Annotated in this window: 15 protein-coding genes; 10 read left to right on the top strand and 5 right to left on the bottom strand. The window is 54.6% G+C overall.

Features of this window, described 5'->3' with window-relative positions; all coding sequences use genetic code 11:
* Window positions 1–17: 17 nt before the first annotated feature.
* A complete protein-coding gene (locus HP435_RS21075; RefSeq protein WP_122963847.1) occupies window positions 18–476 on the bottom strand; it encodes a hypothetical protein in 459 nt (152 codons plus the stop codon).
* A gap of 131 nt (window positions 477–607) precedes the next feature.
* Here HP435_RS21075 and HP435_RS21070 point away from each other — a divergent pair, with 131 nt between their 5' ends.
* The gene (locus HP435_RS21070) at window positions 608–811 is read left to right on the top strand and encodes a cold-shock protein (protein WP_063227950.1); all 204 of its coding nucleotides are present in this window, start codon (window positions 608–610) and stop codon (window positions 809–811) included.
* A 147-nt stretch (window positions 812–958) separates the two neighbouring features.
* Here the strand turns inward: HP435_RS21070 and HP435_RS21065 are convergent, their stop codons facing one another.
* Both HP435_RS21065 and HP435_RS21060 read right to left on the bottom strand, forming a co-directional pair.
* Complete coding sequence (locus HP435_RS21065) at window positions 959–1156, bottom strand: hypothetical protein (protein ID WP_063227951.1); 198 nt, start codon at window positions 1154–1156, stop codon at window positions 959–961.
* An 88-nt stretch (window positions 1157–1244) separates the two neighbouring features.
* A complete protein-coding gene (locus HP435_RS21060) occupies window positions 1245–2678 on the bottom strand; it encodes a MocR-like pyridoxine biosynthesis transcription factor PdxR (RefSeq protein WP_122963848.1) in 1434 nt (477 codons plus the stop codon).
* Between the two features lie 155 nt (window positions 2679–2833).
* Here HP435_RS21060 and HP435_RS21055 point away from each other — a divergent pair, with 155 nt between their 5' ends.
* From HP435_RS21055 to cimA, 7 genes are all read left to right on the top strand, one after another.
* The gene (locus HP435_RS21055) at window positions 2834–3628 is read left to right on the top strand and encodes a thymidylate synthase (RefSeq protein WP_173596807.1); all 795 of its coding nucleotides are present in this window, start codon (window positions 2834–2836) and stop codon (window positions 3626–3628) included.
* The gene (locus HP435_RS21050) at window positions 3625–4101 is read left to right on the top strand and encodes a dihydrofolate reductase (protein WP_122963850.1); all 477 of its coding nucleotides are present in this window, start codon (window positions 3625–3627) and stop codon (window positions 4099–4101) included. The genes HP435_RS21055 and HP435_RS21050 overlap by 4 nt, the downstream gene beginning before the upstream one ends.
* A 236-nt stretch (window positions 4102–4337) precedes the next feature.
* Window positions 4338–5336: a PHP domain-containing protein gene (locus HP435_RS21045; protein WP_173596906.1), complete on the top strand. Its 999-nt coding sequence runs from the start codon at window positions 4338–4340 to the stop codon at window positions 5334–5336.
* Between the two features lie 81 nt (window positions 5337–5417).
* Entirely contained in the window at window positions 5418–6611 is a 1194-nt protein-coding gene (locus HP435_RS21040; RefSeq protein WP_173596808.1) for a M20 metallopeptidase family protein, read from the top strand.
* Between the two features lie 141 nt (window positions 6612–6752).
* Window positions 6753–7865, top strand: coding sequence for a YheC/YheD family endospore coat-associated protein (locus HP435_RS21035; RefSeq protein ID WP_173596809.1), 1113 nt, complete (start codon window positions 6753–6755; stop codon window positions 7863–7865).
* A 132-nt stretch (window positions 7866–7997) separates the two neighbouring features.
* Window positions 7998–8837, top strand: a complete 840-nt coding sequence (locus tag HP435_RS21030; RefSeq protein ID WP_122963853.1) for an alpha/beta hydrolase — start codon at window positions 7998–8000, stop codon at window positions 8835–8837.
* Window positions 8838–8955: 118 nt separating this feature from the next.
* Complete coding sequence (gene cimA / locus HP435_RS21025) at window positions 8956–10578, top strand: citramalate synthase (RefSeq protein ID WP_173596810.1); 1623 nt, start codon at window positions 8956–8958, stop codon at window positions 10576–10578.
* A gap of 182 nt (window positions 10579–10760) precedes the next feature.
* On the opposite strand, the gene HP435_RS21020 is transcribed toward cimA, so the two are convergent.
* A complete protein-coding gene (locus tag HP435_RS21020; protein ID WP_173596811.1) occupies window positions 10761–11624 on the bottom strand; it encodes a helix-turn-helix transcriptional regulator in 864 nt (287 codons plus the stop codon).
* A gap of 127 nt (window positions 11625–11751) precedes the next feature.
* On the opposite strand from HP435_RS21020, the gene fabF reads away from it, so the two are divergent.
* Both fabF and HP435_RS21010 read left to right on the top strand, forming a co-directional pair.
* Complete coding sequence (gene fabF / locus HP435_RS21015) at window positions 11752–12990, top strand: beta-ketoacyl-ACP synthase II (RefSeq protein ID WP_173596812.1); 1239 nt, start codon at window positions 11752–11754, stop codon at window positions 12988–12990.
* An 883-nt stretch (window positions 12991–13873) separates the two neighbouring features.
* Window positions 13874–15370, top strand: a complete 1497-nt coding sequence (locus tag HP435_RS21010; RefSeq protein WP_122963857.1) for a DHA2 family efflux MFS transporter permease subunit — start codon at window positions 13874–13876, stop codon at window positions 15368–15370.
* A 105-nt stretch (window positions 15371–15475) separates the two neighbouring features.
* Here HP435_RS21010 and HP435_RS21005 read toward each other — a convergent pair whose 3' ends face one another.
* Window positions 15476–15706 carry a DUF1128 domain-containing protein gene (locus HP435_RS21005; protein ID WP_063227962.1) on the bottom strand — a complete coding sequence of 77 codons (231 nt, stop codon included), beginning with the start codon at window positions 15704–15706 and terminating at the stop codon, window positions 15476–15478.

Below are 15706 nucleotides of genomic sequence, written 5' to 3'. Positions count from 1 at the left end.
GCTAATTATTTACTTTTTTATTGGACTTGAATTTGTCCATTGCTGTCGAGACTGACTTTAAACTCCTTCACGACGGTAGGCTCTGCACTTGGATTGTTCAGGTCGTGCTTCAGCACCTGAAACGATCCGTTTGCGGCAAGCTTGCCTGTGTATTCCACTCCGAACGTGTCGGATTTGTAAAAGCTGAAGGTAGCGAGTTCGGTCTTTTGCAACTCGTCGACAAGCAGCTGACCGTCGCCGCTGAACATCGCATTGCGCAGCGACTCAGACGATTCGTACTTTTGCTGGAGGTACGTTTGCAATTGCTGGGCAACTTCCGATTCTGCCAGTTGCTTCCCTGCTTCCACGGCTTGTTTGCCGACTTCAATCGCTTGCTTGCCTGTCTCTACTGCCTGCTGTGCCGTCTGCACCCCTTCGGAAATTTCCGAGCATGCTGTAAGCATCAGCGCGCAGCCAATGATCCATGCTTTTTTCATATAGTGTTGCTCCACTCCTTTCACGCGCTCTTATAGCGTACTTTATTTATTTTACTGTATATCCACTTTCGGCGCATCCGCATATGATGAGGTAAGCGTAAGAGCTGCACTGATTACAGGGAGGAAACGCAATGATTCAAGGGAAAGTGAAATGGTTCAGCAAGGAAAAAGGATACGGTTTCATTGAGCGGGATGGAGGACCTGACGTGTTCGTGCACTATTCAGCGATCACCGGCACAGGCTACCGGAATTTGGAGGAAGGCGAGCAGGTTGTCTTCGAGATTGTGAATGGGCAGCGAGGATTGCAAGCAGCCAACGTAGCGCGCAAAAGCTAGGGCACAACTTTTTCAGTCACTTACAAACAGCAGATGACCTAAGCCGTCATCTTTCCATTCTGGACGCCGTCATACCCAGCCAGGGCAGACGGCGTCTTTGTTGATCATCCATTCGATTCCATTCGCAACAGATTGGCGTTGTCAGACTTATACATTGTATAGAAATACAGCCAAAGCAATGACAAGCATCGACGTAATACATCCGTATATGAGCAAAAGGTTGCGCGAACGTTGCTTGAAGCTCAGTTGCTTGCCTTCCGTCGGTTTCAAACCGATCAGGAACGTGGCGACAAAAGCGATGACCACGAGGATGATGACGGCAATAATAAAGGGATAAATACTCATGACGGTCAATCGTCCTTTCTGTATCACTCTGCTTTGATCATATACCGTCAGTCAAAAAAAGGGGCCATCCACTTGGCTGTTTTTTTGCTCATCCACTTGCGGCAAAAGCTTCCGCAAACCGTTCCACAGCAGCAGGAATTTGCGCAAGGGAAGCTCTGCCAAAAGTAAAGCGTACGTGGCCCGGCTCTGCTCCGAACAAGTGGCCGGGTACGAAGACCACGCCGCGCTTGACCGCTTCCGTCAAAAGCTGCTGCTCACTCCATGTTCCGGCAAAGCGGCACCACAGATGAATGCCGCCTTGTGCACCTGCCATGGCGACTTGCTCGCCGAACTTGTCCTCTAGGGAAAACAGCAGCTGATCGTGGCGCAAAGCCAGTTGGGTGCGCAACCGATCGACGTGCTGGGCAAAGTCAGGCGAAGCCAAAAAACGGTCCGCCAGCCACTGCGGGAAAATGCTGTGTCCAAAATCAAACTGCTGCTTCGCATCCGCCAGCCGCTCGATAACCGTCTGCGGCCCGACGATCCAGCCGATGCGCAAGCCGGAAGCGACGATTTTGGTCAGCGAGCTGATATACAAAACCGTGCCGTGTTTATCCAACGATTTGAGGGTAGGGATCGGCTCTTTGGAAAACGAAGTCAAGCTGTACGGATCGTCCTCGATGATCGGGATGCCGTTTTCGGCGGAAAAAGCGAGCAGCTGTTGCCGCCGGGCCAGCGACAGCAAAGTGCCTGTCGGATTTTGAAAGTTCGGGTTGAGAAACACCATTTTGATCCGGTGCTTGCGATGCAGTTCAGCCAAATGGTTCGGATCGATGCCGTTTTGCTCTACGGGCAGCGAAAAGGTGCGCAGTCCTGCTGAATGAAACAACGGCAGGGAGTGACAATACGATGGCGCCTCGATCGCCACGGCGTCACCTGGCTTGAGCAGGCATTGCACGACGAGGTGGAGGGCTTGCTGCGCTCCCGATGTAATCATGATCGACGTGGCAGGCGCTTCGATGTTTCGCCATTCTTTCATGTGTTTGCCGAGCGTTTCGCGCAGCGACCAGTTGCCCTGCGGATGCTCATAGCCGAGGTGATCGGGAAAATCGTCCGGGCTGATCAAGTGCGACAGCGTGTGGCGGGGAACGAGGTCAGGCGAAAGCTCGCCGCTCGCCAGATCGATCAGTTCATTTTCCTGCGTCTCCCTGCGGATTTTGCGGATGAGCGGCAAATTGGGCCTGAACGACCCGGTTTCCGTCAAATGCCGCCAGTTCGGCACACGCGTGCGAGCCAGCCCCCAGATGTCCTGACTGACGAGTGTTCCACTCCCTTGCTTGCGCTCTACGATCCCGGCGGCCTGCAATTCATCATAGACGGCGACGATCGTCGAACGGTTGACCCCGAGTTCTTTTGCTAGTGAGCGCTCCGAGGGCAGACTGCTGCCCGGGCCGAACTCGCCGCTGCTGATGCGCTGCTCGATCTGTTCGGCAATTTGTTTATATAAAGGCTTGTTTTTTGGCCCTGCTGTCTTGTCATCCATGCCAATCCTGCTTTCTGTACGTGGTCGTTTCCGGTTTTCAAAAGGTTTCCAAACGGTTCCAAAACCAAAATCATCCAGCCTATTATACCACGCAATGGAAGGCTTTCCTTTTCGAGCAGCTTTGTTTAGTATAGAGAACGGAAGGAGTGGTGGGGATGAAACAATATTTAGACTTGTGCCAGCGCATTTTGACAGAAGGCGTGACGAAAGAGGATCGGACAGGCACAGGAACGATTAGCATTTTTGGACACCAGATGCGTTTTGACCTGAGCGAGGGCTTCCCGCTGGTCACGACGAAAAAACTACATATGAAATCGATCATTCACGAGTTGCTGTGGTTTTTGGCCGGAGACACGAATGTGCGCTACCTGCAGGAAAATGGGGTGCGGATTTGGAATGAGTGGGCGGATGAAAACGGCGACTTGGGACCCGTCTACGGAAAGCAGTGGCGTTCTTTTGTCGGGCGCGACGGCAAGACGGTCGACCAAATCCAGTGGGTGATCGACGAAATCAAAAAAAATCCCGACTCAAGACGCCTGATCGTCAGTGCGTGGAATCCGGCTGATCTCGCGGAGATGGCCTTGCCGCCGTGTCATTTGCTGTTCCAGTTTTATGTGGCAGACGGCAAGCTGTCGTGCCAGTTGTACCAGCGCAGTGCCGACACGTTTTTGGGGGTGCCGTTCAACATCGCTTCCTATGCGCTTTTGACGCATATGGTTGCCCATGTGACAGGACTTGAGGTGGGCGACTTCGTTCACACGCTGGGAGACGCGCACTTGTATACAAACCATATCGAACAAGTGAAGCTGCAACTCACTCGCGAGCCGAAGCCGTTGCCTAAGCTGCAGCTCAATCCAGAAGTGACGTCCATTTTTGACTTCACGTATGACGACATTGAAATCGTCGATTACGAGGCCCATCCGCACATCAAAGGCGAGGTGGCTGTATGATCAGTCTGATTGTGGCCTACGCGAAAAATCAGGTGATCGGCAAAGATGGCGACATGCCGTGGAGCCTGCCCGCCGATTTGAAAAACGTCAAGGAAATCACGACAGGGAACACGATTGTGATGGGCCGCAAGACGTTCGAATCGATCGGCAGACCGCTGCCGAACAGACGAAATGTCGTGCTGACGAGAAGCCGCGACTTTCATCCGGAAGGTGTCGATGTCGTCCATACGAAGGAAGAAGTGCTCGCTCTGGGCGACGTCATCATTTTTGGCGGCGCCAACATTTACGGGCAGTTCCTGGACGTGGTAGATCGCATGTACATTACCGAAATCGAGCTGGAAACAGAGGGCGACACGTTTTTCCCTGCGTGGGACAAAGACGCGTTTGTGCTTGTGGACAAGCGCGAAGGTGTTGTCGATGAAAAGAATGCCTACCCGCATACGTTTTACGTGTATGAACGCAAAAATGGTTAGCCCTTCCCGTTGAAACCGGGCAAACTGCCTCCTGAACATCAGGGGGTTTTTTTGTGCAAAACGTCTCGGCGTTTTTCATGAAATTGGATGTGACCGTCTTGTTGTATCCAGATCGAAAAGTCCCGGACAAGCGGCTCGCAGCCTGGGAGGAACGACACAGAGCCTTCATACATATCCCGGCGGTTTCGCGCATACAAACAGTAGAAAACGGTTGGACAAACCGCAGGGGGGATGGGATGAAAGTCGACTTTCATGTGCATCTGGAAGAGGGACCGTATTCGCTGGACTGGTTGGTCGGGCAAGCGTGCGCACTGCGGCCGCTTCTGGACGAAAAGCAAGAGAGCGGAAGCAGGGGCTGGGCACACGAGCTGGTCAAGGGGCTTGCCCACAGGCTCCAAAGAGGGCCTTACTCCAGGGAGTGGCTGGATTTGTACCGGGCGCGGGCGAAACAAGCTGGCATCTCGCAAGTGTGCGTCGTCGAGCATTTGTATCGCTTTGCCGATTTTCGTCCTTATTATGAGCAATTTATTCACGTGGGGCACGACCGTTTAGGCAAAGCGCAGCGGCAGTGGCTTGGACAGATGGCGAACGACTCTTTGCCAGCTTATGTGGCGTTTCTTGCAGAGGAGCGCGAGCGGTGGGCGGAAGATGGGGTGGCGCTTCGCATCGGGATCGAGCTGGATTATTTTCCGGGCGGGGAAGGCGAGCTGCGCGAGGTGATCGAAAAATATCCGTGGGACGTATGCATGGGAGCCGTCCATTTCCCTGGCGGAAAAGGCTATCTCGTTCGCAATCTCCAGGAGCAGCTGGAAGTGCATGCATCACCCGGATGGTTCGTGCGTTATTTTGATGTGGTGGAGCAGGCGATTGACAGTGGCCTGTTCGATGTTTTGACGCATCTGGACGGGGTCAGGGCGTTTGACCCGAAAGCGGATGAAATGACGCTGTTGCCGTACTATCAGCGGATCGCCCGGGCATTGCGGCGGATGGATACGGCAACCGAACTGAACACAGCGTGCGTGCGCGGACAGACGCAGCGGGAGTTTTCGCCGAGCTATCGCTTTTTGCAAATATTGGCGCAGCATGAAGTGCCGATTACGCTGTCCTCCCATGCGACAGCTCCTGATCAGGTCGGGCAGCATCTCGCAGAAGCGCGAATGCAGCTGAGGCGCGCAGGATATGCCAGCTTAGCCGTTTTTGCTGACAGAAAAAGGAGCCTGATGGAGATTGAATAGCAGACTTCCCCGCTAGGTGCGCTTTTTTGCTATGATAGAGACAAGCGTATAAATATGCATCCAGCGGGAGGAGAACACAGCATGTCGTTGCAGGAACGTTTGAAATCGTTGCTCAAAGAGGTGGAGCCGCAAATGATCGCGTGGCGCCGCCATCTTCACCAATATCCGGAACTGTCCTTTCAAGAGGAAAAAACTCCGGCGATGATCGCGGAAATTTTGCGTGGCCTGGAGTTTGACGAAGTAAAGACAGGAGTGGGCGGCCGCGGGGTCATCGGAGTGCTCAAGGGCAGCCGTCCGGGCAAAGTCGTCGCTTTGCGGGCTGATTTCGACGCGTTGCCGATTCAGGATCAAAAAGATGTTCCGTACAAATCGACGGTTCCTGGTGTCATGCACGCCTGTGGCCACGATGCGCATACCTCCGAACTGTTGGGCTTGGCGAGTGTGCTGGCGGCGCATCGCGACCAGTTTGCCGGGGAAATCCGTTTTTTGTTCCAGCACGCGGAAGAAGAATCGCCAGGCGGAGCGATCCAGATGACAGCGGATGGCGCAGTCGACGGCGTAGACGCTGTATTTGGCGTCCATCTCTGGTCCATGCTGCCAGTAGGCAAAGTGTTCATCAGCGGTGGCCCGATCATGGCGAATACAGATGACTTCGTGATCGAAATCAAGGGCCGCGGCGGTCATGGCGCTGTTCCTGAGGAGACAGTCGATTCGATCGTGGTCGGCTCGCAAATCGTAGGAAATTTGCAGACGATCGCCAGTCGCAACGTCAGTCCGTTGGAAAGCGTCGTTGTGACGGTCGGTACGTTCAACGGCGGTGACAACAACAACATCATCGCAGACAGCTGTCGCCTGACGGGAACGGTGCGTTCGTTCCTGCCGGAAGTGCGTGATCGCGCAGAGCTTCGCCTCACGGAAATCGCTGTCGGCACGGCTGCCATGATGGGCGCAGAGGCGAAAGTGTCGTACGAGCGCGGCTATCCTGCGGTCATCAATCATGAAGCGGAAGCGCAAATCGCCCGTGAAGCGGCGCTGGCTGCCTTTGGTCCGGAGCGCGTGGAACCGATGAAGCCGCTCATGGGAGGAGAAGACTTCTCTTACTATTTGGAAAAGGTTCCCGGGGCGTATTTGTTTGTCGGGGCCGGCAACCCGGAGAAGCTGGCGAAGTATCCGCACCACCACCCGCATTTTGACATCGACGAAGACTCCATGCTCATCGCCGGAGAACTGCTCGGACGAACAGCCCTGCTCTATCTGGAAAAAAACGAGGGGTAGTATAAACCTTTCCCTTGCAAAGATGCGCTTTTGCCTAGCAGTGGCAATGGCGCTTTTTTGGCGTCTTGCCATAAACTGTTGAAATGAGGCATCGCATACCGCACACGGCAATCAGATGAGCAAAGGAGGGGGCTGCCTCCAGTGAGAAAACGGATCGGCATACTGACCTACCGGGGAGAATCCGGCTTTATCGAACCGGGATTTTTTCGCCGTCTGGTCAAGGAAGGGAGAGAGCTGGGCGCCGACGTCTTTGTTTTCGGGCCGCAGGATGTGCATGTGTCCGAGCGGAAAATCAAAGGCTTCATCCCTGCCGAAAAAGGCTGGAAGAGCGAATGGTTTGAGTGGCCGGACATTGTCATAGACCGTTATCGGTATTATCCGTTGGCGAAGCATAGCCACTATCCGCCGTTTCGCAAGCAAAACTTGTTCCGCTATGCCAACAGCCGTTTTACGAATAAATTCAATCTCCATCAAATTTTGCTGGAAGACCCGTTTTTGACGAAATGGCTGCCCGAGACGTTCGCTTACGCAAGAAGCACGCTGGTTTCGATGCTGAAACGCCATCGCCAGGTGTATCTCAAGCCGACAAACGGCTCGGGCGGGCGAAGCATTTTGCGCGTGGAAAAAACAGAAGAGGGCTATTTGCTGCATGGCAGAACCAAACAGCAGGCGAAAAGCAGGGAAAAGCTGTCCTCGATCAGCAAAGTATGCGAGCGGCTCGAAGCGTGGATGGAAAAAGAAAAGAACGGAAAAGAGCAGTTTTTTCTCCAGCAAGGTTTGCAATTGGCTCTGGTGCCTGGGCGAACCGTCGATGCCAGGGTGCTTGCGCAAAAAGACGGAGAAGGCATCTGGCGGCTGACAGGTATGGGCATACGCATCGGTTCGACGCGCTCTTCGACGTCCAATTTGCACGGCGGCGGGACGGCGATGCCAGCCATTCCTTTTTTGGCGAGCCGCTTCGGACAAGAAGCCGCCAAAAGAATCGTGCTCGAATGCAAAGAGCTTGTCATGCTGACTATCGGCAGAATCGAGCAGCACTTCGGGCAGATGATGGAGTTCGGGTTTGACTTAGGCATCGATGTGCACGGCCATGTGTGGATTATCGAGATCAATCCGAAGCCTGGCAGGGAAATATTCCGGCAGCTCGGGGAGCATCGGCGCTATCGGCAGGCCGTGCGCAGGCCGTTGGAATACGCCTTGTATTTGATCGAAAAAAATGAGCGGATGAAAGACCAGCGATTCGGACTCGGGTGAAAAGGCTCTCCACAGCTTGGAGGGTCTTTTTCATTTCTTTTGCGCAAGGCATGCGGCATAATAATAGCCAGGTGGATGCGTGCTCCTTGACGGCGTGCAAGGTTCACAAACAAAGGAATGGAGGAGATGAGCATGAGACAGGAAGCTTTTTCGATTGAGTTGGGCGAAGGCTTGACGCTTCGGGGGAATGTACATACAGACGAGGCAGCGGGTGCCGACCAGCCGCTGTTGCTGTTTTGCCACGGGTTCAAAGGCTTCAAGGATTGGGGCAGCTTCCCCTATGTGGCAGACGAGCTGGCGAAGCGAGGCGTGACGACGATCCGCTTTAATTTTAGCTGCAACGGTGTGGGCGAGAGCTTGACCGAATTTGACGAGCTGGAAAAGTTCGGCCGCAACACGTACGCGCGTGAGCTTGCCGACCTGCAAGCGCTGGTCGAATGGATCGATTCCGGTGAGTTTGTCTGGCCAGACTATGTGGACAAATCCAGACTGTACGTGCTTGGACACAGCAAAGGCGGCGGGGATGCCATCCTGTTCGGAGCGGGCAATCCGCGCGTGGCGGGAATCGTGACCTGGAATGGAATTGCCGATGTCAATTTGTTTGATGCGGGACTGCGCAAGCAAATCGCGGAAACGGGCGTCGGCTATATCGCCAATGCGCGCACTGGGCAAGATATGCCGATTACGCGGACGGTGATCGAGGATGTGGATCAAAACCGGGAAGCGTATGACATTTTGGCGAAAGTGTCTTCGATGGAAACACCTTTGTGCATCTTGAGCGGAGAAAAAGATTTTGTCCGTCTGGTAGAGGGTGCCAAACGGATTCATCAGGCGGCGAAGCACAGCGAACTGCACTGGATAGAAGGCGGCGACCATACGTGGAACACGCGTCATCCGTTTGCAGGAACTTCTCCGCAACTGGAAGCGGTCATTGAGCAAACGGCGGCTTTTGTCCGTACCCCGCGGACATAGAAAAAGCCTGGATTTTCCTGCGTTTTCAATCCATTTGGGCTATGGTATACTGGGTAACGTCAAAAGATTCAAATGATGTGACTATTCAGAAAATACCAGAGATAGGTGGAGAAGAAACATGAACAGCAAGGTGTATCTGTACGATACCACCCTGCGAGATGGTACGCAGGGAGAGGGGATCAGCCTGTCGGTGGAAGACAAGATAAAGATCGCACTGCGGCTGGATCAGTTCGGAATTGATTTTATCGAGGGCGGTTGGCCTGGAAGCAATCCAAAGGATATGGCGTTTTTTGAGCGCATCCGCGAGATTCCGCTACAGCACGCCAAAGTGACGGCTTTTGGCAGCACCTGTCGTCCGAATGTGGCAGTAGCAGCAGACGACAACTTGCTGGCGCTGATCGCCAGCGGTGCCGAAGCTGCGGCGATTTTCGGGAAGTCATGGGACTTGCACGTGACGGACGCCTTGAAGACGACTTTGGAAGAAAACGTGCGCATGGTCGCTGATTCGGTGGCCTTTTTGAAACAGAACGGTTTGACGACACTCTTTTTGGCGGAGCATTTCTTCGACGGCTACAAAGCAAACCCGCTGTATGCCCTGCGGGTGCTTGCGGCTGCCGAAGAGGCGGGTGCCGACTGGATTGTCCTTTGCGATACAAACGGAGGAAGTCTGCCACACGAAGTATACGAGATCGTCAAGGCGGCTGCCGGACAACTTCGTACGCCGCTGGGGATTCATCCGCACAACGACAGCGGCGTAGCTGTGGCGAACGCTTTGGCCGCGATTCAGGCGGGAGCCAAGCAAGTGCAAGGAACGATCAACGGGATCGGGGAGCGCTGCGGCAACGTCAACCTTATTTCCGTTGTGCCCAATTTGCAGCTCAAGCTCGGCTACGAGTGCGTGAGCAGCGAGCAGTTGCAAGAGCTGACGCAGCTTTCGCGCTATGTGGCGGAGATCGCCAACATGACGCTGCCGAACAACCAGCCTTTTGTCGGACACAGCGCTTTTGCCCACAAAGGCGGAATCCACGTCAGCGCCGTATTGCGCGATCCGAAAACGTACGAGCACATCGAACCGGAAAACATCGGCAACAAGCGCCGCGTGCTCGTCTCCGAGCTGGCCGGACAGAGCAATCTGCTCGCCAAAATGGAAGAGCTGGAGATCGATCTGTCGCTGGATCGGGAAAAGACCCGCGAGATTATCACGCGCATCAAAGAGCGCGAGTTCCAGGGCTACCAGTACGAGGGCGCGGAAGCTTCGCTCACGCTCATGCTGCTTGAGGCTGCCGGCAAGCTGAAAAATTTGTTCACGCTCGATTCTTTCAAGATTTTGATGGAAAAGGCGGCCATTCAGTCGATCACGTCCGAGGCGACAGTCAAGCTGCGGGTAAACGGGGAGAGCGTACATACAGCCGCGGATGGCAACGGTCCTGTCAACGCGCTGGACAACGCCATGCGCAAAGCGCTGGAGAGCTACTACCCCTGTATCGCCAACATGCACCTGGCCGACTACAAGGTGCGTGTTCTGGATGAAAACGGAGCGACAGCGGCAAAAGTCCGCGTGCTGATCGAGTCGGCAAGCAACGGGGAGAAGTGGAGCACGGTCGGGGTGTCTACCAACGTAATCGAAGCAAGCTGGGAGGCGCTCGCAGACAGTATTCGCTACTTGTTGTGGCGGGAAGGCTGCGAGGAAGCGGGACATTTGTCCGCAGCAGAGGCGCGGGTCGGAATCGTCAATCATTAGTTGGAAACACCCCATGTAAAGGGAACAAAAATGCAAGGAAGCGTGGCATGTTTGCACACACGCACGCTTAAAAATGACCAGCTACAGTTCAGCGAATTGGCCCTCCTGTTGTGAGACAGAGCGAACAGGAGGGGCTGTCCGAATGAGCGTGGGCTGGTCTTTTTTGCGTTGCGCGTGCCAGCTCAGTCTGGCGTCTCCGCAGCGGGGCGGTCCATCAGCTGGCGCAGCTTTGTTTCGGTCGACGATTGGGGGTCCGGGGTATAAATGCTGCAACGCAAGTCAGCGCTGCCCTGTACTTGCAGGGAGGTGAGGTGAAACTGCATTTTTCCGGCTCTGGCATGGCGAAACTCCAGCAGCACCTCAGGAGCCGTGCTGACGTCGCTCTGTTCCCACAGCCGATGAAAGTCGGGGTGGACGTCTCTCATTTCGCGCAAAAAGTGCTCATACCATTCGTCTTCCACGTACTGTCCGTAGTACGCGCGAAAAATCGCGAGAAAGCCGCTGACGAAGTGCTCCCAGTTGACGGCGAGCCGCCGCAGCTCTTTTCGCGTGAACAACAATCGGATCAGATTGCGCTCTTCCACTGGTATTTGCTCGAAATCGAGAAAGACGTGCGCCGCCGCTTTGTTCCAACCGACGATGTGGAGTCGTCTGTCCGAGATGATGGCAGGACAGGAGTGCAGCTCGTTCACAATTCGCTCCAGGGCTGGACTGATCTGGGGCGACTCGTCTTTGTGCAGCGTGGTGCCGACAGTTGTGCCGCTTTCCAAGGCGAGCGCGTACAAATACTTGCGCTCGTCGACAGTCAGTTGCAGTGCTTTGGATACGGCATCGAGAACGGAGGGGGATACTTTGATATCCCGGCCTTGTTCCAGCCACGTGTACCAGGTGGAGCTTACCCCTGCCAATTGTGCCACTTCTTCCCGGCGCAGGCCAGGCGTCCGCCGCCTTGTGCCAGGAGCAAGCCCGACGGACTGAGGCAAAATTTTTGCTCGCTGCGCTTTTAAAAAGGACGAGAGTGCTTGCAGGCGTGTCTGATTGTTCATGCGGACTTCCTTTCCAAGTCGAAATGGGTAAAACTGTTACTTATTATACTAGGATAAACAACAACTTGTAATAGGATAAATCATGTGACAAGATGGTTTCCATAAGGGCTTGTAAAGGAGGATAATGATGGAGAAAGTAGTGGTTACGGGGATGGGCGTCATTTCCCCTATCGGAAGCAATGTCGAGCAATTTTGGAGCAGCCTGGTTGAAGGAAAGCCAGGCATCTCCCACATTGACATATTTGATACATCCCGATTTAAAACGAAAATCGCGGGTCTTGTCCGGGATTTTGACCCGGAGGCGCGATTCGGGCGCAAAGAGGCGAGAAGAATGGACCGCTTTTGCCAGTTTGCGATTGCAGCGGCGGACGAAGCGCTGGCAGATGCAGGACTCCGGCTCGACGATTGCGATCGCGAACGGATAGGCGTCTATGTCGGCTCTGGAATTGGCGGCGTGCAGACGTTATTGGACCAGTACGACACGCTGAGAAGCCGCGGGCCGGAGCGGGTCAGCCCTACGCTGGTGCCGATGCTGATCTCCAATATAGCAGCAGCAATGATCAGCATCAAATACGGCATATACGGCCCGACGATGTCGCCTGTCACGGCCTGCTCGATTGGCAATACTTCGATCGGCGAAGCGTATCGGCTGATCCAATCGGGCAAAGCTGACGTAGTGATTGCCGGAGGAACGGAAGCCGCGATTAACGAGGTATCGCTGGCGAGCTTCAGCAATGCGACTGCCTTGTCCACGCGAAACGACGATCCGGCTGCGGCGAGCCGCCCTTTTGATGCCAAGCGTGACGGGTTTGTCATGGCGGAGGGAGCGGGTATCCTGATTGTGGAGTCTTACTCGCATGCAAGGAAGCGTGACGCTCGGATTTACGCGGAAGTAATCGGCTACGGAGCAAGCTCCGACGCCTACCATATGGTTGCTACCCATCCGGAAGGGCTTGGCCCATACCGGGCGATGAAATGGGCGCTGGAGGAAGCGGGAATCGAGCCTGCGGAGCTGGATGTGATCAGCGCTCACGCTACAGGTACGGAAGTCGGTGACCGTTCGGAGACGCTGGCGATCAAACGTCTGTTGGGCGACCACGCCGGGCGCATCCCGATCACGGCCAACAAGTCGATGACAGGGCATATGTTCGGGGCGGCAGGCGGCGCGGAGGCGATTGCGCTGATCAAGAGCCTTCAGGAGGGAGTCGTACCGCCGACGATCAACCAGGACGAGCGCGATCCCGTCTGTGATCTGGACTATGTGCCAAATACAGCCCGGCGCATGGCGCTGAACGTGGGGATGTCCAATTCCTTTGGCTTTGGTGGACACAATGCGGTGATTGTGCTGCGGAAGTACGAGGGGTAAGGAAGTCAGAAAGTTAGAGTGAGGGAGTCTTCCGGGGTGTTTGGGGAGGCTCTTTTTTTTTGCTTGATTAGAGATCAGGGAAGCGGACGCACGTTGCCGCCTGAAAGCGTGTTTTCCTTTTTCGCCTGCGTCTCGGTAAGAGTCCCAAAGCCCTTTCGCTTGTTCCCCTGTTTCCTCGGCCGACGTGTAGCTTTGGTTGGATAGTGCTTTTTGAAAGTTGATCAGGGATGAGAAATCTCTTTTTTGGCGTGTTTTCGCTTTTCCCCGGAGCCGTGCAGTGAAGTCAACAGGGGGTATCCCAAGAAGCTACAGCGATTCGTCTCTTTCCTCGCCACGCCTAAAGTACCGACGAAGCAGACTACGAAGCGCCATCTCAAACAAAGCTTTCAATCATTCAGCCTTTTCTTTAAAACCTCCGCCGACCACAACCAGCCCCAGACGAGAAAGAGACGAAATCCGCGAAAGCTCTTTGGGATACCGACCGAGGCTGCGAGGAAAAAGCGAAACACGGTTTTAAGCGTCAACGTGCCCTCGCTTCTGTGAGATGCTGCTTTTGACGCGGTTTCGCTTTTTCCCCGGAGCCGTGCAGTCTAAGTCCACAGGGGGTATCCCAAGAAGCTACAGCGATTCGTCTCTTTCCTCGCCACGCCAAAAGTACCGACGAAGCAGACTACGAAGCGCCCCCCCAAACCAATCTTTCAATCCTTCATCCTTTTCTTCGCGATCTCCGAAGTTTCGAAATAAAGCAGACTCCAAAGCACGATCCCAAGCAATCTTTCAGTCATTCACCATTCCGCCTAGAACCCCCCGCCAACTCCAAGAATGCCCCTAGGAAAAAGGCAGCATACTAACAAAAACCAGAACCAAAAAAGGGGAATCATTCATGACGAACGAGCAGGGAGCGACAGAAACAAACATCCAGCGGGCACCGATTCTCGGCGTCATTATTGCCGGAGCGATAGCGGCCCTGCTGAACCAGACACTCCTCAACGTAGCCCTCCCCAAGCTGATGGAGCAATTCCACATCACTACCTCCACAGCCCAATGGGTCATCACCATTTACATGCTGGTCAACGGCGTCCTGATCCCGACGACGGCTTTTCTGATGGAAAAATATACGACCAGACAGCTGTTTATTTCCGCAATGAGCCTTTTTGCCGCAGGAACGCTCATCTGCGGCATTGCCCCCAGCTTCTCGATCATGTTGATCGGACGCGTGGTGCAAGCAGCGGGGGCAGGGATTCTCATGCCGCTCATGACCAATGTCATTTTCAACATGTTCCCCGCTGATCGGCGCGGTTCCGCGATGGGCATCGTCGGGATTGCCATGGTCTTTGCCCCGGCGATCGGGCCGACCTTGTCCGGGTGGATTGTCGAGCATTACTCGTGGCGCTTGCTGTTTTTCGTCGTCCTGCCGATTGCGCTGATCGTGCTGGTCACGTCCTTTTTCGTCCTGAAAAATGTGACCGAGACGCAAAATCCGAAGCTGGACTCATGGGGAGTCGTCTTGTCGACGATCGGCTTCGGCGGGCTGCTCTACGGCTTCAGCTCCGCAGGCGCGGCGGGCTGGAGGAGTGCAGAAGTCATCGGCATGCTGCTCGTGGGCTGTATCAGCTTGGGGGCGTTTGTCTGGCGGCAGTTGTCGATTGACCATGCGATGCTGGAGTTTCGCATCTTTCAAACTCCGGCCTACACGTTGGCCGTCCTGATCAGCCTGATGGTCAACATGTCGCTCTACTCGGGGATGATTCTCCTGCCTGTCTACGTGCAAAACATCCTGCACTTCACACCTGTGCAATCAGGCTTGCTGCTTTTGCCGGGGAGCATCATCATGGGCATCATGTCTCCGATCACAGGCAAGCTGTTTGACAAGTTTGGCGCAAAATGGCTCGCCCTGATCGGACTCATTATCACGATCGTCACGACTTACGGCTTCACGAAGCTGAGCCTCTCGACAAGCTACAGCTACTTGGTGACGCTTTACACCGTGCGCATGTTCGGACTGTCGATGCTGATGATGCCCGTCATGACGTCAGGCTTGAACGCCCTGCCATTGCAGCTCAATCCGCACGGGACGGCGATGTCCAACACGATCAACGCGATAGGGGGAGCGCTCGGCACAGCGTTGTTCGTCACGATCATGACGACGAAAAGCGCAGCCCACACGGCGGATATCGTCCGAAGCCAGCACCTCAACCCGGCTGACCTCGCCCAGATGCAGCTGGCGACGAAGCAAGGAATTGCCATGGGCACAAACGATGCCTTTATGATCGCCACGCTGTTTACCGTCATCGCGCTCGTTTTAGCGCTGTTCCTCGGCAACAAAACGCCGCGAAGACAAGAGGCTGCCGCACAAAAAAGAGTACCCCAGCCGTCGTAAGCAAGCGCAGTCCGCCAAAAGCCATAAAAAAACCAAAAACCATAACATAAAAAAAAGCGCCGCTTCCGCAAAAGGGAGGCGCCGCTTTTTGACGCGTGCTGCGTACTAGCCTTGTTTTCTCATAGCCCCTAATTCTTCGACGATCGCCGTCATCTCATTGATGCCAAACGCCGTTTTTTTCTGCACCATGTTGTACAGGTACAAAAGGTCTTCGTAGTGGGCGAGGTCAAAATCTTCCGGGCGCATAACCGCTGTGTTCGCCATGTTGAGCTTGGCTTTGATGCCCTCGATCAGAACCGCCAAATTTTCCTGGGTTGCCTCTTTCAAATCTGCCAT

Origin of the sequence: Brevibacillus sp. HD3.3A, from assembly GCF_013284375.2 — a bacterium.
Taxonomy (GTDB): Bacteria; Bacillota; Bacilli; order Brevibacillales; family Brevibacillaceae; genus Brevibacillus; species Brevibacillus parabrevis.
This window is presented reverse-complemented; position numbering and strand designations above follow the sequence as displayed.

Bases quoted from the DNA above. Each gene is read 5' to 3' on its own strand.
- cimA (WP_173596810.1), top strand. From the start codon at position 8,956: ATGAACAGCAAGGTGTATCTGTACGATACCACCCTGCGAGATGGTACG.
- fabF (WP_173596812.1), top strand. From the start codon at position 11,752: ATGGAGAAAGTAGTGGTTACGGGGATGGGCGTCATTTCCCCTATCGGA.
- HP435_RS21060 (WP_122963848.1), bottom strand. From the start codon at position 2,678: ATGGATGACAAGACAGCAGGGCCAAAAAACAAGCCTTTATATAAACAA.
- HP435_RS21030 (WP_122963853.1), top strand. From the start codon at position 7,998: ATGAGACAGGAAGCTTTTTCGATTGAGTTGGGCGAAGGCTTGACGCTT.
- HP435_RS21005 (WP_063227962.1), bottom strand. From the start codon at position 15,706: ATGGCAGATTTGAAAGAGGCAACCCAGGAAAATTTGGCGGTTCTGATC.
- HP435_RS21045 (WP_173596906.1), top strand. From the start codon at position 4,338: ATGAAAGTCGACTTTCATGTGCATCTGGAAGAGGGACCGTATTCGCTG.
- HP435_RS21075 (WP_122963847.1), bottom strand. From the start codon at position 476: ATGAAAAAAGCATGGATCATTGGCTGCGCGCTGATGCTTACAGCATGC.
- HP435_RS21070 (WP_063227950.1), top strand. From the start codon at position 608: ATGATTCAAGGGAAAGTGAAATGGTTCAGCAAGGAAAAAGGATACGGT.
- HP435_RS21040 (WP_173596808.1), top strand. From the start codon at position 5,418: ATGTCGTTGCAGGAACGTTTGAAATCGTTGCTCAAAGAGGTGGAGCCG.
- HP435_RS21020 (WP_173596811.1), bottom strand. From the start codon at position 11,624: ATGAACAATCAGACACGCCTGCAAGCACTCTCGTCCTTTTTAAAAGCG.
- HP435_RS21050 (WP_122963850.1), top strand. From the start codon at position 3,625: ATGATCAGTCTGATTGTGGCCTACGCGAAAAATCAGGTGATCGGCAAA.
- HP435_RS21065 (WP_063227951.1), bottom strand. From the start codon at position 1,156: ATGAGTATTTATCCCTTTATTATTGCCGTCATCATCCTCGTGGTCATC.
- HP435_RS21055 (WP_173596807.1), top strand. From the start codon at position 2,834: ATGAAACAATATTTAGACTTGTGCCAGCGCATTTTGACAGAAGGCGTG.
- HP435_RS21010 (WP_122963857.1), top strand. From the start codon at position 13,874: ATGACGAACGAGCAGGGAGCGACAGAAACAAACATCCAGCGGGCACCG.